This is a genomic window from Romboutsia sp. Marseille-P6047, assembly GCF_900604535.1.
GTDB lineage: Bacteria > Bacillota > Clostridia > Peptostreptococcales > Peptostreptococcaceae > Romboutsia_E.
The window spans coordinates 25,340-47,455 of the sequence record NZ_UWOT01000011.1 but is presented as its reverse complement, the minus strand read 5'-3'; the positions used below and the strand labels follow the sequence as shown (position 1 = coordinate 47,455).

Sequence of the window (22,116 nt, the reverse complement as noted above, 5' to 3'; positions counted from 1 at the left end):
ATAATTATTTATCTGATTAATAAAGCGATTAATATTATTGCTGAAATAATTTGTAAAGTACCTACAGATACTGCATATATCGTAGCTGCTTTACCTTGTTGAATTAAATCTCTTATATTAACTCTTAGCCCAATAGCCGCTAATGCTATTATTTCAAGTTTATTACTTATATTCTTAGCTAATAGAGATACTTGAGGACTTATTATGTGTAAAGAGAATAAAGCACATGTTATAAAGAATCCTATTACATACCATGGTACTTTTATTTTTCCTCTCTCTATATCATCGACTTCTTCTTCTAAAATCTCCTTATTAGACTTATGTTTTAAATGTCCTAATGCAAATACAACTACTACTAAAAATATTATACGTACTATTTTGAATATCATAGACATATCTTTTACATGTTCACTTACCATTGCTCCACTTGCTACAACCTGACCTACAGATTGTAGTATTCCACCTATCATTCCAGATGTTTGCGTAATGTTATTTTTATATAAAAGTTGAGTTAAAAGAGGAAGTAAGAACATTAATACTATTCCAGTAACATTTACTATAGTTACAGCTATTCCTTTTTCTCTATCATCAGCATCAATTACAGGTGCTGTTGCAGCTATAGCAGATGAACCACAAACCGCATTACCACTTGCCATTAAATATGAAAAGTTTTTTGAAAAACCTAGTTTATTTCCTATATATATAACTCCTATTAAGGTTATTGACATTTGTAAAATTATAAATAAAATTCCTGAAAATCCTATGTCTGAAATTGTACTAATACTTAATGTTGCTCCTAATAATACTATTGAATACGATAATAAATCAGTTTCAGAAAATTTATATCCTTTTTGAAATATATCTTGATTTAAAAATACATTCCCAACAAACATCCCTAGAAATATTGCTATAGATGCAGCTCCTAAATTAGAAACAAATTTTGCAAGAAACATACTTATCAAAGCTACTAATAATGAAACTATAAATCCTGGTAATATATCACTTATTGCTTTTGTAAATCCTTTATGTTCTCTTGACATATTATTAATCCTTTCTATTTATATTTGAATTTTACCTTCTTCGATAGTATATAATTATATTAACCATAAGTAAAATAAATATACTTAATATATACCATTGATTTTTCCTATGATTAGTGTATACTTATATGTGGTTATAATAGTCAATACTTTTATATAAACATAAAAATATTTAATACAGTAGGAGTTGTTAAATTTGTTTGAAGAATTAAAAACATTTATCGCTGTGGTAGATTTTAAAAATTTCACTAAGGCTGGAAATCATCTAAATCTATCTCAACCAACAGTAAGTACTCATATAAAAAATTTAGAAACTTTTTTTGGAACAACTTTAATAAATAGATCTGTTAAGCAGAAAAACATTTTCATAACTGAGAAAGGGTATATTTTATATAAGAGAGCTAAGGAAGTACTAAATTTAATGGATGTTACATATAAAGAAATTAGTAATAATTCCACTACAATTACAGGTACTTTAAAAATTGGGGCTAGTTCTACAATAGGAGATTATATTTTACCTAAATTTTTATCTATTTTTTCAGAGAAATATCCTGATATAAATGTAGAAATTTTCACAGAGAATACTTCTGCTGTATGTTCTGATATAAGAAACTTTATTTTAGATATCGGCTTAATAGAAGGTAATTTAAATGATTCTAACTTCAATAAAGGATATTTTTTAAAAGATAAATTAACCCTAGCATTACCTTTTGAATCCGATTTAACAGAAGATAACTTTTTATTCTCTAGCCTTCAAAATAAAAAATGGATTGTTAGAGAAAATGGGTCTGGTACTAGAGACTATCTAGATTTATTTTTAAGTAAATATAAAATACTACCTAAAAGTATCATGGTTGTAGGAAGTAACTATGCGGTTAAAGAATCCATAAAAAATAAATTAGGAATAAGCATAATTTCTAAGTTTATAGCTAACCCCGCAGTTGAAAATAATGAAATATCGACTATAACATTAGATAACACATTCACACGTAATTTTTCATATATTTTACCTAAAGATGTAAATGTTTCTGAAGCAGCCCATATTTTTTTAAGAGAATTAAAGTTATATTCAACAACATTAGAATAAATTATTAATAAAATAAAAACCTAATGATAGTAATATCATTAGGTTTTTATTTTATTAATAATTACATTCCTATTTCTTTAAATTCTCTACTTCCTGGTTTAACTAATTCTATCTTTCCTTCTTTACATAAAGGACACTTATCAGAATCATGTACCTCTATTTCAAGCTTTATAGCACTATATATAGGCATTCCTATATCTTTAGAAGTTCTGTTTGCTATACAAGCAACTCCAATAACTTCTCCACCTAATTTTTCTAATGCTTCTTTAGTTTCTATAGTTGATTTACCTGTTGTAACTACATCTTCAGCTATTATTATTTTAGCTCCTGGCTTAACTTCAAATCCTCTTCTTAATTCCATTACACCATCTTTTCTTTCAGTAAACACTGTTTCTTTGTTTAATTGTCTTCCTAATTCATAAGAAACTATTACTCCACCCATAGCTGGTCCAACTACTAAATCTATATCTAAATCTTTTATTTGCTCAACAACTGTACTTAAAACTTCTTCTGCGTACTTTGGAAATCTTAATACCTTTGCACACTGCACATATCTATTACTATGCTTTCCAGAAGATAATAAGAAATGACCTTCTAATAATGCATCACTTTTCTTTAATATTTCTACTACATCCACTTTATTTTCAACTATATTCATAATTCTTTCCTCCAATTTTTTATTGTCTATTTATTTTAATTTTTATAATATTCCTCTTATTTCGTCTAAATTTTTTATTCCTTCTCTTTCCATATAACTTTCTATTCCAGCTATTATATCAAGTCCTATCTTAGGATTAATAAAGTTTGCAGTTCCAACTTGTATGCATGTTGCTCCTGCCATAATAAACTCTATAGCATCTTGCCATGTTGTTATTCCACCCATTCCCATTACTGGTATATTTACAGCATTACAAACTTCATGAACCATTCTAAGCGCTATTGGCTTTATAGCAGGTCCAGATAATCCTGCATATACATTTTCAAAAACAGGCTTCCTTTTATTTATATCAATTGCCATTGCTTTAAAAGTATTTACTAAAGATATTCCATCAGCACCTTCTTCTTCACATACTTTAGCCATACCAACTATATCTTCCGCATTTGGCGATAATTTCACTACTAATGGTAAATCTGTAACCTTCCTTACTTCTCTTACTACTTCTCTTGCTACTTCATTTTTTATACCAAAAGCCATTCCTCCTGCTTTTACATTTGGGCAAGATATATTAAGCTCTATCATATCTATTGGTTGATCATTTAATAATTTAACGCCTTCTATGTAATCTTCTAATGTTCCGCCACCCACATTGGCAATTCTTACAAAATCTAAATTCTTAAAAAATTGTAATTCATTATCTATAAAACCTTGTACTCCTGGGTTTTCAAGTCCAACACTATTCATCATTCCTGATTGCGTTTCACAAACTCTCATACCTTCATTTCCAGATCTTTTATTTAATGTAAGTCCCTTGCTACTTACTCCACCTAGCTTTTGTATATCATAAATTTCGTTATATTCTTTTCCAAATCCAAAAGTTCCTGATGCCATAACTACTGGATTTTTAAAGTCTATATTTCCAAACTTAACATTTAAATTAGCCATTAGAAAATCACGTCCTCTCCCCAAAATACTGGTCCATCTTTACAAGTCTTTTTATTTCCAAATTGAGTTTTACAAGTACAAACTAAACAAGCTCCTACTCCACATGCCATATGATTTTCTAAAGATACCATTATCTTTGTGTTTGTTCCTTGTGTCATATCAACTATTTTTTCCATCATCGGTGTTGGTCCACAAGTTAATATATAGTCATATTTTTCTACATCTAATATATCTGTTACAAAAGTATTACCTGTAGCTATATGTACTTCTTTGCATAATTCTTTATACTTATCTATTAGTACTCCTTCTTTTCTAAATCCAAGGTAAGCATCACAGTTTTCTATATTTTTAGCAACTAAATATAATGGGGCTACTCCGATTCCGCCTCCTACTAGAGCTACCTTTCCTTCAACCTTTCTATAACCATTCCCATATGGACCCTCTAACTTTATAGTATCTCCTTCTCTTAACCTACTTAAAATTTCAGTACCCTCTCCAAATACCTTATATAAGAAACTTATACTATTATCATCTATATCATGTATACTTATTGGTCTTGATAAAAGTGGATATGTGTCCCAAGCTCTTAGCATATAGAATTGACCCATTTCTCCTTTAAAGTTGCCTTCCACTCTCATTAGATACATATCTTCCCCTACATATCTATTTTCTAGAACTTTATACATTACATATCCCCCTCTACTTTGTAAGCTATTTTACCATCTCTTATTGTCATAATTACTTTGCCTATAATCTTTTGATTATTGAAAGGATTGTTTTTACCTTTAGATACGAACTTAGATGTATCTATTACATCTTCTTCATTTTCATCTATTAAAACTAAATCTGCTTTTAATCCTTCTTCTATTAATCCTTGATTTAATCCAAGAAGTTTTGCAGGATTAGCACTCATCATCTCACTTAATTTATTTAAAGATATTTCATTTTCTTTAAATACCTTATTAACCATTGCAAATGCTACTTCTATATTAGATATCCCTGGAGAACCTGCTTTTTTGTCATCTTCAGTGTGAGGCGCATGGTCTGTTCCTATCATATCTATATATCCATCTTTAATTCCCTCTATTAAAGATTTCATATCTTCTTCCTTAGCAAATGCTGGATTTACTTTATAATCTAATCCATAACCATATATATGGTGTGGACCAACTTCACAAGTAAACTTATATCCTTCATTCTTATATTTTTTAATTTCATTTAAAGTATCTTCTAAACTTATATGGCATATATGTAAGTTTCCGCCAACTTCCTTTAGCATCTTTAAGTCTCTTTGTACTATTTCATACTCTGGTTGACAATGAGTTAATACTTTAAAGTCCAATTGAGATGATAATCTTAAAGTTTCTTTCATAATTTCTTCATTAAATAATGTATATCCATCATCTGAGAATAAATCTGTATACTTTCTCATTGATGCTATATCTATCATTTCTTGACCATCTAAATCTTTAGTTATTGCGCATACTTGCTTTATTTCGCATAAATCTAATTCTTTTGCTTTATTAAGTATATATTCCATGACCTCTTTATTATCACAAACCGGCTTTGTATTTGCCATTGGACAAAGTACTGTAAATCCACCTTTTAAAGCAGCCATTTGACCTGTTTCTAAGTCTTCTTTATGTGTCAGCCCCGGGTCTCTTAAGTGTGTATGTAAGTCTATAAAAGAAGGCATTAATACGTACCCATTTCCATCTACTATATTTACACTCTCATTTTTTATTTCTATTTTTTGATCTATTTTTGAAATTACTCCATTCGATACAAGTAAATCCGCCTTAAAGTCTTTTTTAACATCTACAATTCTAACATTTCTAAATAATATGTTACTCATTTGTGCTCACCTCTAAATTCAATTTTAAAAGTTTTGTTATCAAAGCCATTCTTACAAACATCCCAAACTTAGCTTGCTTAAAATAAACTGCTCTTTCATCAGTATCTACATCAGTATCTATCTCATTTACTCTTGGTAATGGATGCATAACTAACATATCTTCTTTAGCATTACTAAGTTTTGGTACATTTAGTATGTAATAATCTTTTAATCTTTCATACTCAGCTTTATCTTCAAATCTTTCTTGTTGAACTCTGGTCATATACAGTACGTCTAATCTATCAATAACTTCATCTAAGCTATTAGTTTCATAGTATTCATGTCCTTTTATAGCATCTTTTATATAATCAGGCATCTTAAGTTCATTAGGTGCTATAAATACAAATTTTGTATTTTTGTATCTAGCCATTGCTTTAACTAAAGAATGTACTGTTCTTCCATTTTTTAAGTCTCCGCATATACCAATTGTGTGATTTTCTAAATTTCCTTTAAGTGACTTTATTGTAAGTAAATCGGTAAGTGTTTGAGTTGGATGTTGATTTCCTCCATCTCCCGCGTTTATAAAAGGTACTTCAGTATATTTTATAGCTTCATTTGCTGCTCCAAATTGAGGATGCCTCATAACTATTAAATCAACATAGTTTGATACAGTTTTCATTGTATCTCCTAGAGATTCTCCTTTTGATACTGATGATGAATTTGGTTCAGAAAAACCTATTACTTGACCACCTAATCTTTTCATCGCTGCTTCAAAGCTTAATCTTGTTCTTGTTGATGGCTCATAAAACAATGTAGCCATTAATTTACCTTCACATATACGGGAATAATTTGACGGATTATCAATTATTTTTTGAGATAATTCTAATATTTCATCTATTTCCTCAACAGAAAAGTCTTCTGGTTGGATTAAATTCCTTGATTTTAACATTTTATTAGTTCCTCCTTTTTTAGCCTCTCTGGACTAAAATTAAAAGTATTTTATTCTTTAAGTAAGGTTATCATTTTTATAAATCTATGTCAATATGTTAACAGAATTTATTAAAAAAAAGGATGCTAACATTAAATTTTAGCATCCCTTTAATTTATTATTCTATTATAAAACTCTCTTCGCAGTTATAAATCTATTCGTATAATAAGAAGAATTTATACTAGTTATCTTTACAGTTTCTCCTGGTTTAGGTGAATGTATCATATTTCCACCACCTATATATATACCAACGTGACTTACACTTCCACTTCCGAAAAATACTAAGTCTCCTGGTTGTAAATTAGCTTTACTTACAGTTGTCCCATATGTAGACTGAGCAGATGACGACCTAGGTATAGATATTCCTGCAGCATTCTTATATACATAAGAAGTTAATCCTGAACAGTCAAAGCTATTTGGACCTTCTGCACCCCATACGTATGGAGATCCTATCTTAGAGTACGCTAAGTTAACAACTGCTTGAGCTAATGATGTATTTGCAGCTGGAACATTTGTGTTACTTTGTTCTATTTTATTTGATGAACTACTATTTTGATTGCTTGATGTATTGTTTGTAGCATTATTCGTAGTGTTATTTGTAACATTGTTTGTAGTTTGAATATTTGAGTTAGAGTTTTGAGTTGTTGAAACTGTATTTATAGCTTGATCTTCAACAACAACTTCTTCTATTACAGGCGCTTCATCTGATACATAATTTGCATTTACATATCCTTCTTCTTCACCATTTTTTACTTTTATCCATTCATCTTGAACCTCAACTACTTGTAGTTCAGTTCCTTTAGTTAATTCTTCTATTATTTCAGAATCTGTATTTGATTCTTTTCTAAAATTAACTTTTTCTTCTGTAACAAAAGCTGAAGCAGATTCTACATCAACATATCTTGATGGAATCCATCCTTTTTCATCTCCTACAGAAACTTCAACCCAATCTCCTTGAGTAGCTAAAACTTTAAACTCATCTCCTGTATAAGCTACAAGCTTTACAGAACCTTCATTTCTTATTTTTACAGCAACTCCATCTTTAACAGTTGCTTTTTTATATGTAATTTCTTTATATTCATCTAAATCTATAGCACCTTGGCTAGTTTTATCTTCTATATTTTCAGCAGGCTTAACTTCATCTGCATTTACTACTGCAGTCATTGATGATATTGCCATTACTGATGCAAACATAGGTACTAATATTTTTCTCTTCATATATACTTCCTCCTAAAATTCACTATAAATGCAAGGATAAAATACTAATACACAAGATTGTAGTAAATTTGTAACTAATTTGTAATTTATTTTTTTAAATTTTATAGTATTCTTATGTTAGCGAAACAAAATAAAAATTTACATCTTGTATAAGATTTTTATCAAAAGTTAAATTAACTTATTTTATCCAAAATTTGTTTTAATTAAATTATATAGTAATTTCAAGGAGAAGTAAAGTTTTTTCTAGCTTTTCCTATTTTTATGTGCATAATTCGGATTAAAAATGGGCATAATTTTTAATTTAAATATAAATATTAAAAACGACTATAATTCTTATTATAGTCATTTTCTTGTCAATTAAATACTATATTCAAACTCTCCATTTTCTTTCATTGAAAAGAAATCTGAGTATCCTATATCAAATATTATATCTTCTAAATTATCGATTTCTATTTTATTTTTTATTAATTGAGTTATAACTCCTGTATATGAAATATCCCCTTGGGCTATAAATCCATATATTATATTATCTTTATATACAAACTTTCTATATCCATCATCGTCATTTCTAGTTGTAGTATTATAACTATCATCTTGTGGATTTACAATACCTAATGATATTGTCGGTATACCCATAAAGTTCATACTGTTTTTGAATGTAAAGTTATCATCTAGCAATTTTTCTTTACCTGCCATATTATTTGCAGCTACTATACCTTGTTTTACTGCTAAAGGCCAAATTGCATTTTTTCCAATCACATCCCCTGCTGCATAAATATCTTTTACTGAAGTTTCACATTTATTATTTATTACTATACCTCTATCATATTCTATATCTGTTCCACTTATAAAATCACTATTTGGAACAACTCCTGTAGCTACTATTAATAAATCACAATCAACAACACTTCCATCATTTAATCTAACACCTGAAACATTGTTGTTATTATCTAATGTAATCTCACTTATAGTGCTGTTTGAATGTAAATTTATACCCTTTTTTATGAATTCTTCTTCATATACTTTAGATGAATACTTATCTAACTGTCTATCTAATATAAACTCACTAGGATATATTAATGATATGTCTAAATCTTTATATTCTATTATACCTGTTAATGCATCTATTCCTATAAGACCTGCCCCTATTATAGCTACTTTTTTTGAATTAATTAACTTATCCTTTATATTGTATACATCATCTATATTTCTTAATGAATATATATTTCTACCTTCTTTTATATTTTTTATTAGAGGTATGAATGATGATGCTCCTGTTGCTATTAGTAGATTATCATATGGTACACTATCATCATTAATAATAACCTTTTTATTATATATATCTATATTCTTAACTATTTTACCTTTTATCCATTTTATATTATTATCTCTCATAAAACTTTCTTCTATAAAACTGATATCTTCTATACTTCTATGACCTGAAATTACATGATGTAGCATACAACGCGAATAAACCTTATCATCTTTTGAAATTATAGTTATATTTGAATATGAGTCTAATTCCCTTAATGTTTTAGCTGCATTTATTCCTGCGGCACTAGCGCCTAATATAATATACTCTTTTTTACTCAGCATAAATTTCCTCCTTTTGTAACTCTATTGCTCCCGTAGGACAACTAGCTACACATCTAGGGAGTTCCTCATCTTTGCATAAATCACATTTTAATATATTTTTCTTGGTTCTATCATCAACTTTTAAAAGTCCATAAGGACATGACATAATACACATATAGCATGAACCACATTTTTTATCATCGTATGAAACTATACCAGTTTCTTTATCTTTTTTCATAGCACCACTCATGCAAGTAATTACACACTCTGGTTCTTCACAGTGTCTACAAAATATAGGAACAGGTTTACTATATTTATCAAGCTCTATATGCCCCATACTTTCATTATCTTTATCTTCTAAATCTAAAAAATATATATTTTCAACATTACTATGCTTTAGCATACATCCTAAAATACAACTTTTGCATCCTGCACATAAATCTTTATTTATTAAAATTCTATGCATAGACTTCCACTTCCTTTAATCCAAGTTTTTGTCTTCTATCTACTATTATTTCCACTAGTTGATCAGCTGTTGATTTAGGATCTGGATTTACTATTACATTACCACCTGTTATATCTTTTAGTGATTCTGTTAATACTTCTGTAACTAATTTACTTCCTGTTATAAATGGAGGTAATGCTAAGTGTAATGGTAAGCCTAGTGCTAATCCAAATGCTCCATCAGCTAATGCTTGCTCTTCTAACCATTGTGGAGCTGATAATACTAATGGTAATTGCGGTAAATCTACACCCATATATTCAGCTAATTCTGTTGCTACTATTTCTAATCTACCAATTGCTAGACATGGACCAAAGTTTAATACTGGTGGTATTCCTAATTTTTTGCATACTAATTTTAAATTTTCTCCCGCTAATTCTTCAGCTCCTAAAGACATAAAACCTACATTCTCAAGTCCACCTGTTGAACATCCTGCAGACAAAACTATAATGTCTCTCTTTATTAATTCTTTAGTTAGCTCTACTGTATTTATATCATGTCCACCTGCTGTCATATTCGAACATCCTACTATAGCTGCTATTCCCTTTATAGTTCCATCTGCAATTAAATCTACAAGTGGCTTCCAAGAGTTTCCTAAGAAATCTTTTAAATTCTTTTCACTTACACCTGTTAAAGACTCTTCATAACCGTGATCTTTAGGTATATCTATTTGAACACTTCCTCTTCTTGTTTTATAAGAATCTAATGCTTCGTTAATTAACTTCATATCTATTTCATCATATTTATTTCTATCCAAATAAATATATTCTGCATTCTTCTTTTTAGCGACATCATCTAAGCACATCATTTTTACTTGTAAGGAATCCGCAATTGGCTCTAATCCTGGTATTGTACAGTTAAATTCTGAAACAACCATATCTATTGCCCCAGTTGATAAAACCGCTTCACTTGTAAAATTATTTCCTGCATGACCTGCAAATATATCTTGATAGTGCTCACCTCTTAACTGCAAATCTTGACCTACACAAGTACATCCTACTAATCTAAATCCTTTTGCACCTGCATTTTTTGCTAATTTCACTATTTCTGGTTGTGTTAATTTATCTTGGAAACTTGTAAATATTGAATGTTGGTGTCCTGTTATCATTATATTTATATAATCTTCATCTATTACTCTAAACCCTACTGGAGCCATTCTTATTACTGGATCACCTAACATTATGTCATTTAGAAGATTTGTCAATGTTAATCCATATAGTCCTGTTGAAATTCCTAGACTTAAACAATTCATTAACATATCAACTGGATCGCTATTTAAGTTTGTTGAAGATTTCACTACTCCATCAAAAACTTCTGATTTTGCTCCACCAGGCATTATACCAAGTGCTTTCCACTTTTCTACTCTAGGTTTATATGCTATTTTTTCTACTAATTCCATTTTTTCAAATCTTGGTTTATATAAATCATTTAGAACTGCGTTTGATATTTTTATGCATTTTTCATATTTATTATTTTCCTCTATCCCTAGTTTTTGTGCTAGATAATTTAAGGCTTTTTCACTCTTTATTATGCCTTTTGTCTCCCCTATATGTTTTAAATTTAAAGCAGTGTTTTCTACTACATGAATATAACAAGCAGATCCTGATGATACAGCTCTTAGAAAATTTCTAGCTACTATTGTATCTGCATCAGCTCCACAAATTCCTTTTGGTGATTTAGGAGTTATCCTACAAGGTCCATTTGCGCATAACCTACAACAGACACCTTGAAGACCAAACCCACACTTTTGTTTTTGCTGCTCAGTTCTATGAAATGCCGTGTCAAATTCTTTAGTAGATACAAAAGTTTGCAGCCTTTCATCTGCACTCTTACACATTTTACAACTATTACAATTCATTTTTAAATCCCCCTTAAAAACTTTATAATTGTTTGCTATATGACTATATTATTTAGAAGTGATTTTTGAGTTGTGATAAATATATTTTTAACATAATCTATTTTTATTTATACCTATACAAATTTTATTTAATCAATTTTTCATATAAAAAATTAACAAAATTAATACAATTATTTACTAATTATCATCTCATTTTTATATATTTATTAAATTAAAATTTCAAAATCAATTTGGTTTACTGAAAACATTTCCATGTCGTAATTCACAGCATTATGTAGAATGCTTTTATTTGTTAATCAGTACCAATTTTGATATAATATTACTGATAATACTAACTTTTAAAGGGGAGGAATTTTAATATGGCTTACATAATAAATGATGCTTGCATAAGCTGCGGTGCTTGTGCTGATGAATGTCCAGTTGAATGTATATCTGAAGGTGATGAAAGATACGTTATAAACGCTGATGAATGCGTTGAATGTGGCTCTTGTGCTGAAGTTTGTCCAGTAGACGCTCCACAACAAGCTGAATAATTAAAAACGAAACTATAATACGGGCTATCTTTTCAGTGTTTATACACTTTAAGATACGCCCGTTTTATTTTTTAATAAAAAAGTCACAAGACTTATGTCTTCTGACCTTTCCCCTATTTAAAAGAATTTAGCCCTTATAATCTCTATATAATGTTTGAACATTACCTTTTTAATCTTCTGCGTTCATTAAATATGATAATGTAAATAAACTTTCTGTTAGATTAACATTCTCTACTATAACAGATGGAGGAACATCTAAATCTACTGGCGCAAAGTTCCATATTCCTTTTATTCCTGCACTAACTAATCTATCTGCTAATTCTTGACCACCTTTTTTAGGAATACACATTATTGCTATATCTACATCATTTTCTTTAATAAACTCTTCTAATTGTTCCGAATCTAATACTTCAAAGTCTCTTATTTTTAGACCTATTAATCTTGGATTTGCATCAAATAAAGCCTTTATTTCAAATCCTGCTTTTCTAAATCCTGAATAATTTGCTATTGCTTGACCTAAATTACCAGCACCTATTAAAACTGCATTATATTTAGTATCTAGTCCTAGTATTTTACCAATTTCTTTATGAAGAGCATCTACATTGTATCCGTACCCTTGTTGACCAAATCCTCCAAAATTATTTAAATCTTGTCTTATTTGCGATGCAGTGAATCCGATTATATCACTTAATTCTTTTGAAGATATTCTTTGTATGTCTTTATCTAATAAGTCGCCTAAATATCTGTAATATTTAGGTAACCTTCTTATTACCGCCATAGATATATTTTTATTACCCACAGCTTCACCTCCTATATTGTTTAAAATTTATTTAACTTTCCTGATGAAATGTTTCTTTTTTTAAAACATCTTATATATCCTTGATTATATTATATCAAAACATTATAATTTTAGGTAGTTTAAGGAGGTATAAAATTTATGATCGTTCTTTCGTGCAATAACTTAAATAAAAGTTTTGGAATAGATTCTGTATTAGAAGATATATCATTCACAGTAAATGAGGGAGATAAAATTGGTATAATCGGTATTAACGGTACTGGTAAAACAACTTTATTTAAAATAATTTCAGGTGCTTATGGGTATGACAATGGAGATATATATACATCTAAAGATTGTGAAATAGGCTATCTAGAACAAAATATGAACTTCCATTCAGAAAATACTATATTAGATGAAGTTCTTGAAGTTTTTAGAGATCTAATAGATATGGAAAACTATTTAAGAAATTTAGAATTAAAAATAGCCGAAGAGAGTACTAAAGCAAACTCTTCAGATTTAGAAAAACTTATGAATGAGTACTCTCATAAATTAGAGCTATTTTCTGATAAAAATGGATACGGGTATAAGTCAGAAGCTAAAGGTGTACTAAAAGGATTAGGATTTAGTGATGAAGATTTAAACAAAACTATCAGTATTCTTTCTGGTGGAGAGAAAACTAGAGTACTTTTAGGTAAATTATTACTTAAAAAACCTACGTTATTAATGCTAGATGAACCTACTAACCACCTAGATTCTGAGGCAATAGAGTGGCTAGAATTCTTTTTAAAGCAATATAAAGGAACTGTTATGCTTATATCTCATGACAGATATTTTTTAGACCAAGTAGTTAATAGAACTTTTGAAATTCATAATAAAAAATTAAAAACTTATAATGGAAACTATTCTAAATTCTTAGAGTTATCCAGAGTTGAAAAAGAATTAGAATTAAAAAAATATGAAGATCAACAAAAGGATTTAAAAAAGCAAGAAGAATCTATTGAAAGATTAAAGGCATATGGACGTGAAAAGCATTTAAAGAGAGCTCGTAGCAAAGAAAAAGCTTTAGATAAAATCGATGTACTTGATAAACCTGAGGCTTATAGAAAAAAAGCTAGAATAGAATTTAATCCTTCTGTAGTCAGTGGAAATGATGTGCTTCAAGTCAGAGATGTGTCGATGGGGTATGAAAATAGAATTCTATTTAAAGATTTAAATTTAGATATATATAGGGGAGAAAAAGTTGCTCTTATTGGTGCTAATGGAATAGGAAAATCCACTTTATTTAAAATTATAATGAATGAAATAATACCTTTAACTGGTATGGTTACTTTAGGTACTAATGTTAATGTTGCATATTTCCATCAAGAACAAAAAACATTGAATTTAAACAATAGCATCATAGACGAAATTTGGGATAGTAACAAACACTTAACTCAAACTCAAATTAGAAGTATGTTAGGTGCATTTTTATTTGAAGATGAAGAAGTATTTAAGAAAATATCTACTTTAAGTGGTGGAGAAAGAGCTAGAATTGCTATATTAAAATTAATATTATCAAATGCAAACTTTTTATTACTTGATGAGCCTACTAACCATTTAGATATAGATTCCAAGGAAGTTCTTGAAGAAGCTTTATCTAATTATACAGGAACTATATTTACTATATCTCATGATAGATATTTCTTAAATACAGTTGTAGATAAAATATTAGTATTAGATGAAAATGGTATAACAGAATACCTTGGAAACTATGACTACTATATGTTTAAAAAAAGACAAGTTCAAGAAATAGGTCTTATCCAAGAAGAAGATAAAGAAGAAAAAACTAAAACTCAATTAAAAGAAGAAAAAAGAAAAGAAAGAGAACAAAGAGAAGCTGAAAAGAAAAATAGAATTAAAAGACAGAATATAGAAAAAGAAATTGAAACTACAGAAAGCAAAATAGAAGAATTAGATATACTTCTTTGCCAAGAAGAGGTTTATTCTAATCCAAACAAAGCAAAAGAAGTAAACCTAGAAAAATCACAACTTGAAAGTAATCTAGAAAAACTCTATGAAGAGTGGGAACAGTTGGTTTAATATGTTATTATATAGAGATGTAAAAATTAATTTTTAATAAAGAGGTGATTATTTGCAAGGGTTATTTAAATTAGATAAAGAAAATAAAACTTTTTATAAACTATTAATTTCACTTTGTATTCCTATGATAATACAAAATCTAATATCGTCTTCTGTTAATGTAATAGATACAGTTATGATTAGTAGCTTAGGAGAATCATCTGTTGCTTCTATTGGAGTTGCAAATCAATTTTTCTTCCTATTTAACATGACATTATATGGAATAACAGGTGGTGCAGGTATATTTATATCTCAATTTTTCGGAAAAAAAGATATAAATAATATTAGAAGTGTAACTGGTTTGAGCACAATCTTAGCATTTATAGTTAGCTGTTTATTTTTCTTACCAGCTTTAGTGTCACCAAAATTAATAATTAATATATTCTCAAATGATACAGAGGTTATAAAATTATGTATTCAGTACTTTAGCATTATTGCATTTTCTTATCCAATAATTGCAGTAAGTACAGTGTTTAGTATGGGTGCCAGAGGTGTTAGAAACCCTAAATTAGGTATGATATGCAGTACTATAGCCTTAGGAACAAATATAATCTTAAACTATGGGCTTATATTAGGTAACTTTGGGCTTCCTGCACTAGGAGTTAAAGGTGCAGCAATAGCTACTGTTATTGCTAGAATCATTGAATTAGTACTTATAGTTTCTTATGTTTATTTTATTAAAAAAGACTATGTTTTAAGATTTAATTTAAGTGATGTAAAGAGAATAAAGTCTGAGTTCTTAAAAACTTTTATATCTAAAAGTTTACCAATATTCTTAAATGATAGCTTATGGGCATTTGGTACTGTACTATATTCAGTTGCATATTCAAAGGCCGGTACTTCCGCTATTGCAGCTAGTCAAATAGCTACTAGTACAGGAAATTTCTTTATCATGACTTCCGTATGCATCGCAAATGGAGCTGCTATTATGCTTGGTAATGAATTAGGTGCCGATCATATAGATAAAGCTATTCGTTATTCTAAAAAGTTTTCTATATTAGTAACTTTAACAGGATTATTATTTGGAATTTTATTAATTGTTAATATACCATTATTATTAAAAGTATTTAATGTATCTAAGTCCCTATCTCCTGATATAATAAAAATATTTGTTATAATGGGTATATTGATGGCTTTAAAATCCTTTAATACTTTTATAGTTATAGGTGTCCTTAGAAGTGGAGGAGATACAAAATACTCATTATTCCTAGAACTTGGTTGTATGTGGTTAGTTTCATTACCTCTAACATTCTTAGCTGCATTTAATGGTGCACCTATATTTATGTTAGTTTTACTAACTTATACTGAAGAAATTGCTAAATTTTTATTTGGTGTTCCTAGGGCTCTCTCTAAAAAATGGGCTACTAACTTAGTAAAAGAGATCGTTTAGATCTAGTTTTTATTCAATCAATAACTTAGGTATAAAATAAAATGTGGCTACCATAAAGATAAAAAATCTTATACATGGTAACCACTTTTTTTATTTTCTAGCATTTACTATAATTCAAATTTGAATAACTATAATACTATCTTTGTCCTATTTTTAACCCTGGCACAGCATTTAGTCTCATATCATCTCGTCTTCCATTTAAGTAACTATAATATCCTGCACATCCTATCATTGCTGCATTATCTGTGCATAAAACTAACGATGGATATTTTATATTTATTCCATGTTCTTTTGCCATTTCAGTTATTTTTTCTCTAAGGGCTGAATTTGATGCCACTCCCCCTGCTAATGCTATTGTTTTATAATTTTTATCTATAGCTGCCTTTATTGCTTTAGTAGATAATACTTCTACAACAGCTTCTTGGAATGATGCAGCTACATCCTCAACAACAATATCTTCATTTTTCATTTTCTTAGCATTTAAGTAATTTAATACAGCTGATTTAAGACCACTAAAACTAAAATCATATTCTTCGTCCATATTAGCTCTAGGGAATTCTATAGCATGCTTATTACCTAATTTAGCTAATCTATCTATTATTGGTCCGCCTGGATATCCAAGTCCCATAGCTCTTGCTATTTTATCAAAAGCTTCTCCAGATGCATCATCTCTTGTTCTACCTAAAATTTCATATACTCCATAATCTTTTACTTCAACTAAGTGAGTATGTCCACCTGATACTATTAAAGTTATAAAAGGTGGCTTTAAGTCTTTATGTTCTATATAGTTTGCACTTACATGTCCTTCTATATGATTTACACCAACTAATGGTATATCTAGTGTATAAGCTAATGCTTTTGCATGAGATAATCCTACTAGTAGTGCTCCTGCCATACCTGGGCCATATGTTACTGCTATATGATCTATATCGCCAAACTCTACTTTAGCTTCATCCAAAGCTTCTTGTACAACTTCATCAATATTTTCTATGTGCTTTCTTGATGCCACTTCAGGTACTACTCCACCAAATTTTTTATGTGTTTCAATCTGAGTTGATATTATATTAGATAAAACATCTCTACCATTTTTTAATATGGCCGCTGATGTTTCATCACAACTACTTTCTATAGCTAATGTTATTACATCTTTCATTATTACACCTCTTTTATATCATTCCACATTATTATGGCATCTTCTTTATTATTACTATAATATTCTTTTCTAATTCCAGCCATCTTAAATCCATATTTTCTATACAAGTTTTGAGCCACTATATTTGATGATCTCACTTCTAACGTCATAGATACTATATTGTTATCTTTACATACTTGTACTAGTTCTTTTATTAGTTGATCTCCAATTTCTTTCCCTCTATAATCTTCATGTACTGCTACATTAGTTATATGACCTTCATCTACTACAAACCATATACCAACATAACCAACTACTTCTTTATCTACTTTTGCAACAAGGTACTTAGCTAGGTTATTAGATAATTCTTTTTTAAATGAATCTCTTGACCAGTAATCTTCAAAACAATTTTTTTCTACTTCAAAAACTCCGTCAATGTCATCAACTTTCATTTCTTCTATTATAAGATTATTTATCATTTTTTAACCTCTTCATTTTTTCTTCATATTGAACTTCTGCTTGGGATTTTCTTATATACATTGGATTTATATCATAGCAATTATAAATATCTATATTTTTATTATATTTTTCTTTAGCAATAGAACATAAGCTACTTGCTTTAGTAACATTATGTGATGGTGCTGGTGTTTTAATATTCTTTATTTCTTTTATTTTATCTTCATATTTATAAACAGCTTCTCCAACTAAAATCCATTCTTCGCTATCATTATATATTTCTTCTAATAAGCTTTCGATTTCAACTACATCTACTGGTTGTATTTCAACTATACTTCCATTTTCAAATTTATATCTTCCAGTATAAACTTGATTTCTTTGTGCATCTAATATAGAGCATATTTTCTTATCGCACAGATTCATATTTCCACTTAAAATTTCTAAAGAGTTTACTCCTATTATAGGTAAATTATTTACATGTGCTATTGCCTTTGCAGTTGCCATACCTATTCTTAATCCTGTAAATGACCCCGGTCCTATACTTATTGCTATTGCATCTATATCTTTTATATCCACTTCACTCATTGATAGCATGTTTTCTATCATTGGCATAAGTTTTTGAGAATGTGTCGTTTTTGTATTTACAGTATACTCACATACTAATTTGTTATCTTCAATTACAGCTACGCTCGATGCATTTGAAGATGTATCTATACCTAATATTTTCATTACTTAGTCAACTCCTCAACGATTTTTTTATATTTTTCCCCAACAGGATTTAATATCATTTCTCTTCCCATATCTTTATAACTTAATTGTATATCTAAGTACTCACTTGGAAGTATATCTTCTATAAGATTTGCCCATTCTATTATACATACTCCATCAGAATTTATATACTCATCATATCCAATGTCATACATTTCTTCACTACTTCCGATTCTATAAACATCAAAATGATATAATGGTAATCTACCTTCATATTCATTTACTATTGTAAATGTTGGGCTTGTTATATAATCATCTACACCAAGTGCTTTTGCTAAACTTTGAGTCATAGTAGTCTTTCCTGCTCCTAAGTCTCCTATTAAGCAAATAACACTTCCTGGTGTAAGTAACTTTCCTAACTTATATCCAATCTCTTTTGTTTGTTCTTCTCCGTCCAAATATATTTTAACCATGACTTCATCTCCATTATAGTTTAAGTATTTATTCATTCGATAAATATTATTATATTATAATAATTAACTTTAATCAAAATTTTACACAGCAAATAAGTAATATCTTTACATTTACTATGAATTAATGTGTTTTACACGGCATTATACAGAATAATAGTTTATATTTAGATAAATAATAAAATAAATAATTAAATATAAGGAGGAGTTCTTAATATGCCTAATGATGATACTATCAAACTCTTAAATGAATGTAATGCTGGTATAAAAATGGGTGTTGAATCTATAAATGAAGTAATAGATCACGTAAAAAATGATAATCTTCGTAATATTTTAAATAAATATTTAGAAGATAATAAAAGTCTTGGTGATAAAACTCATGAATATTTAAACCAATTTCATGATAGTGGTAAGGAACCTAGTACTATAGCAAAAACTATAAGTTGGTTTAAAACAAATATTAAGTTATTACAAGGCAGCGATGTAGATGAACAAATAGCTGATTTAATGACTGATGGATGTAATATGGGAATAAAATCTATTTATAGATATTTAAATAAATATCCTAGCGCTAATAATGATGTTAAAGGTCTAGCAAAAGATATTATCACATCACAAGAAAAATTCCTTAATGATCTTAGAATATTTTTATAAATAAAAAAGCTTATGAAGTTAATTTCATAAGCTTTTTACCCTATTTTTTTAATAATTTATTCATCTTCTTATATAACGGTAATATACATAGTGTCATTATGCTTGCTTTTATTATATTAAATGGTGCATATACCCATATTACAAAAGTAAACAAATCATGTATCTTTGGATTTATTGCACTTCCCATAGCTATTATAGCATCTAAACTTCCAAATACTTGACCATATATCGGAGTTACCACAAAGTAGTTTGCTAAACATCCCATAATAGTCATTCCTAATATAGCTAGTAAAGCCCCCATAATTACACCTTTTAAATCATTTCTTCTTTTATAAACATAGGATATTATAACTACATAAGTTCCACCTATAATCGCATTTGCTATTTCTCCTACCCCACCAGTAAAAGTTGCTCCTATTTGAAGTAAATTTTTTATAAGAGCAATTATAAAACCAGCTAAAGGTCCCATTGCCATACCACCAAATATTGCAGGTATGTCTGATACATCTAGTTTTAAAAAACTTGGAAATATGGGCAATGGCACTGATATAAACATAAGTACATAAGCTACTGCTGATAATATTCCTACCTTAGCTAAAGTTTTTGCAGATACATATTTATTTTTTTTAATTGTTCCTTGCATAAAATTACCTCCCAATATATTTAAATAAAAATTTAAATAAATTAGAAATAAAAAAATCCGGAAATTAAAAAGCTCGAAGAATTATATCTCCGAGCTTATTTTTATGGATATAGTTTGTAAACTAATATATTATTAGTATACGCTTTTAACCATCTTCTCTCATCCAGACTTTACTGTCGGCTTTGGAATCTCACCAAATCATGCTACTAAAGTAGCTCGCGGGCTATAACCGCCGGTAGGGAATCTCACCCTGCCCCGAAGATTTTATATTTCTATTTAATTTATACTTATATACTAGTTAAAGTTAATCTTGTTGTCAACTTAGCATAATATAAAATTTTATTTTTATATTAATTTATAAAATCTAAGCTCTTTTATAAACTATTTTTCCATCTATTATAGTAAATAATACATTGCTTTGAATTTCTAAAGGACATCCATCCCAAATAACTATATCTGCATCTTTTCCAACTTCTAGTGAACCAACTCTATCTTCTATTCCTAAAGTTTTTGCAGGATTTATAGTTATAGCTTCTAGAGCTTTATCTTTTTTCATACCATATTTAACGGCAATACCTGCACACATAGGAAGATATTGTACTGGTATAACAGGATGATCTGTCATTAAAGAGACTTGAGCACCTGCATTTGATAATATTCCAGCTGTATCAAATGTTAAATTTCTAAGTTCTATCTTAGATCTCTCTGATAAAGATGGTCCTACTATTACTGGATATCCTTCTTCAACTAAATCTTCTGCTATAAGATGTCCTTCCGTGCAGTGATCTAATGTAAGCTTTAAGTCAAATTCCTTTGCTATTCTTATTGCTGTAAACATATCATCTGCTCTATGTGCATGAACTTTAAATGGAATTTCTTTTCTTAATACCGGTATTAAGCTCTCCATTTTTATATCATATTCTGGCCTATCATGATCTTCATGCTCTTCAAATAATTCTATTTCTTCTAAATATTCTTCTGCTTTCTTTAAGTTTTCTCTTAATAATGATGCTATTGCCATCCTAGTTTGAGGTGTTTTCTCATCTCTTCCATAACAACTTTTAGGGTTTTCTCCAAAAGCTATTTTTGATGCAACAGGGTTTTTTATAACCATATTATCTATTCTTCTACCATGAGTTTTTATAGCTATACATTCTCCACCCATTACATTTGCACTTCCTGGAGTTGTACAAACAGATGTTATCCCTCCTTGAACAGCCTCTTCAAAAGTTCTATCCATTGGATTTATACCATCTATAGGATTTAATTGTGGAGTTATAGGGTCTGTTTCTTCATTTCCATCTGCTCCTTCAAATCCCATACCATCTTCCCATAATCCTAAGTGAGTATGAGCATCTATAAATCCTGGAAATACAAACTTCCCATCTGCATCTACAACTTCTATATCTTGTGAGGTTTCAATTTGTTTTCCTATTTTTACTATCTTTTTTCCTTCTATAAGTATATCTCCTACAAATATACCATTTGTTATTGTATTTATGATTCCATTTTTTATTAATATCATTTCA

General features: G+C 28.9%; 22 protein-coding genes and 1 riboswitch. Of the genes, 5 read left to right on the top strand and 17 right to left on the bottom strand.

Features of this window, described 5'->3' with window-relative positions:
- Positions 1-8 precede the first annotated feature (8 nt).
- Complete coding sequence (locus EIH23_RS11550; RefSeq protein WP_122640438.1) at positions 9-1,040, bottom strand: YeiH family protein; 1,032 nt, start codon at positions 1,038-1,040, stop codon at positions 9-11.
- Between the two features lie 196 nt (positions 1,041-1,236).
- Between EIH23_RS11550 and EIH23_RS11545 the strand changes: the two genes are divergently transcribed.
- Positions 1,237-2,127: a LysR substrate-binding domain-containing protein gene (locus tag EIH23_RS11545; protein ID WP_122640437.1), complete on the top strand. Its 891-nt coding sequence runs from the start codon at positions 1,237-1,239 to the stop codon at positions 2,125-2,127.
- A gap of 61 nt (positions 2,128-2,188) precedes the next feature.
- Here the strand turns inward: EIH23_RS11545 and pyrE are convergent, their stop codons facing one another.
- The 9 genes from pyrE to cooS form a co-directional block, all read right to left on the bottom strand.
- A complete protein-coding gene (gene pyrE / locus EIH23_RS11540) occupies positions 2,189-2,785 on the bottom strand; it encodes an orotate phosphoribosyltransferase (protein ID WP_122640436.1) in 597 nt (198 codons plus the stop codon).
- A gap of 42 nt (positions 2,786-2,827) precedes the next feature.
- Complete coding sequence (locus EIH23_RS11535) at positions 2,828-3,730, bottom strand: dihydroorotate dehydrogenase (RefSeq protein ID WP_122640435.1); 903 nt, start codon at positions 3,728-3,730, stop codon at positions 2,828-2,830.
- Entirely contained in the window at positions 3,730-4,416 is a 687-nt protein-coding gene (locus EIH23_RS11530; RefSeq protein ID WP_122640434.1) for a dihydroorotate dehydrogenase electron transfer subunit, read from the bottom strand. The genes EIH23_RS11535 and EIH23_RS11530 overlap by 1 nt, the downstream gene beginning before the upstream one ends.
- Positions 4,416-5,585 carry a dihydroorotase gene (locus tag EIH23_RS11525; RefSeq protein WP_122640433.1) on the bottom strand — a complete coding sequence of 390 codons (1,170 nt, stop codon included), beginning with the start codon at positions 5,583-5,585 and terminating at the stop codon, positions 4,416-4,418. Before EIH23_RS11525 ends, EIH23_RS11530 begins: the two co-directional genes overlap by 1 nt.
- Entirely contained in the window at positions 5,578-6,513 is a 936-nt protein-coding gene (gene pyrB, locus EIH23_RS11520; RefSeq protein WP_122640432.1) for an aspartate carbamoyltransferase, read from the bottom strand. Before pyrB ends, EIH23_RS11525 begins: the two co-directional genes overlap by 8 nt.
- Positions 6,514-6,678: 165 nt before the next feature.
- Positions 6,679-7,770, bottom strand: coding sequence for a C40 family peptidase (locus tag EIH23_RS11515; RefSeq protein WP_122640431.1), 1,092 nt, complete (start codon positions 7,768-7,770; stop codon positions 6,679-6,681).
- A gap of 357 nt (positions 7,771-8,127) precedes the next feature.
- Complete coding sequence (locus EIH23_RS11510; RefSeq protein WP_122640430.1) at positions 8,128-9,366, bottom strand: NAD(P)/FAD-dependent oxidoreductase; 1,239 nt, start codon at positions 9,364-9,366, stop codon at positions 8,128-8,130.
- On the bottom strand, positions 9,356-9,811 hold the full coding sequence (locus EIH23_RS11505) for a 4Fe-4S dicluster domain-containing protein (protein WP_122640429.1): 456 nt from the start codon (positions 9,809-9,811) through the stop codon (positions 9,356-9,358). Before EIH23_RS11505 ends, EIH23_RS11510 begins: the two co-directional genes overlap by 11 nt.
- Positions 9,804-11,705: an anaerobic carbon-monoxide dehydrogenase catalytic subunit gene (gene cooS / locus EIH23_RS11500; RefSeq protein ID WP_122640428.1), complete on the bottom strand. Its 1,902-nt coding sequence runs from the start codon at positions 11,703-11,705 to the stop codon at positions 9,804-9,806. Before cooS ends, EIH23_RS11505 begins: the two co-directional genes overlap by 8 nt.
- 359 nt (positions 11,706-12,064) lie before the next feature.
- Between cooS and EIH23_RS11495 the strand changes: the two genes are divergently transcribed.
- The gene (locus EIH23_RS11495; RefSeq protein WP_122640427.1) at positions 12,065-12,238 is read left to right on the top strand and encodes a DUF362 domain-containing protein; all 174 of its coding nucleotides are present in this window, start codon (positions 12,065-12,067) and stop codon (positions 12,236-12,238) included.
- Between the two features lie 169 nt (positions 12,239-12,407).
- Here EIH23_RS11495 and EIH23_RS11490 read toward each other — a convergent pair whose 3' ends face one another.
- On the bottom strand, positions 12,408-13,037 hold the full coding sequence (locus tag EIH23_RS11490) for a redox-sensing transcriptional repressor Rex (RefSeq protein WP_164489062.1): 630 nt from the start codon (positions 13,035-13,037) through the stop codon (positions 12,408-12,410).
- 138 nt (positions 13,038-13,175) lie between these two features.
- Between EIH23_RS11490 and EIH23_RS11485 the strand changes: the two genes are divergently transcribed.
- Together EIH23_RS11485 and EIH23_RS11480 are read left to right on the top strand one after the other, a co-directional pair.
- On the top strand, positions 13,176-15,095 hold the full coding sequence (locus tag EIH23_RS11485; RefSeq protein ID WP_122640426.1) for an ABC-F family ATP-binding cassette domain-containing protein: 1,920 nt from the start codon (positions 13,176-13,178) through the stop codon (positions 15,093-15,095).
- Positions 15,096-15,147: 52 nt separating this feature from the next.
- Positions 15,148-16,524, top strand: a complete 1,377-nt coding sequence (locus tag EIH23_RS11480; protein WP_122640425.1) for an MATE family efflux transporter — start codon at positions 15,148-15,150, stop codon at positions 16,522-16,524.
- 136 nt (positions 16,525-16,660) lie between these two features.
- On the opposite strand, the gene tsaD is transcribed toward EIH23_RS11480, so the two are convergent.
- From tsaD to tsaE, 4 genes are read right to left on the bottom strand one after another with little or no spacing between them, the layout of a single operon-like run.
- Positions 16,661-17,677, bottom strand: coding sequence for a tRNA (adenosine(37)-N6)-threonylcarbamoyltransferase complex transferase subunit TsaD (gene tsaD / locus EIH23_RS11475; protein ID WP_122640424.1), 1,017 nt, complete (start codon positions 17,675-17,677; stop codon positions 16,661-16,663).
- Positions 17,678-17,679: 2 nt separating this feature from the next.
- Positions 17,680-18,135, bottom strand: a complete 456-nt coding sequence (rimI, locus tag EIH23_RS11470; RefSeq protein WP_243113401.1) for a ribosomal protein S18-alanine N-acetyltransferase — start codon at positions 18,133-18,135, stop codon at positions 17,680-17,682.
- Entirely contained in the window at positions 18,125-18,841 is a 717-nt protein-coding gene (gene tsaB / locus EIH23_RS11465) for a tRNA (adenosine(37)-N6)-threonylcarbamoyltransferase complex dimerization subunit type 1 TsaB (RefSeq protein ID WP_122640423.1), read from the bottom strand. The genes rimI and tsaB overlap by 11 nt, the downstream gene beginning before the upstream one ends.
- Entirely contained in the window at positions 18,841-19,293 is a 453-nt protein-coding gene (tsaE, locus tag EIH23_RS11460) for a tRNA (adenosine(37)-N6)-threonylcarbamoyltransferase complex ATPase subunit type 1 TsaE (protein ID WP_122640422.1), read from the bottom strand. The genes tsaB and tsaE overlap by 1 nt, the downstream gene beginning before the upstream one ends.
- A 213-nt stretch (positions 19,294-19,506) precedes the next feature.
- On the opposite strand from tsaE, the gene EIH23_RS11455 reads away from it, so the two are divergent.
- Positions 19,507-19,944 carry a hypothetical protein gene (locus EIH23_RS11455; protein ID WP_122640421.1) on the top strand — a complete coding sequence of 146 codons (438 nt, stop codon included), beginning with the start codon at positions 19,507-19,509 and terminating at the stop codon, positions 19,942-19,944.
- A gap of 40 nt (positions 19,945-19,984) precedes the next feature.
- Here EIH23_RS11455 and EIH23_RS11450 read toward each other — a convergent pair whose 3' ends face one another.
- Positions 19,985-20,587, bottom strand: a complete 603-nt coding sequence (locus EIH23_RS11450; RefSeq protein WP_122640420.1) for an ECF transporter S component — start codon at positions 20,585-20,587, stop codon at positions 19,985-19,987.
- Between the two features lie 147 nt (positions 20,588-20,734).
- Positions 20,735-20,854, bottom strand: a riboswitch (FMN riboswitch).
- A 97-nt stretch (positions 20,855-20,951) separates the two neighbouring features.
- Positions 20,952-22,112, bottom strand: a complete 1,161-nt coding sequence (locus EIH23_RS11445) for an amidohydrolase (protein ID WP_122640419.1) — start codon at positions 22,110-22,112, stop codon at positions 20,952-20,954.
- Positions 22,113-22,116 lie beyond the last annotated feature (4 nt).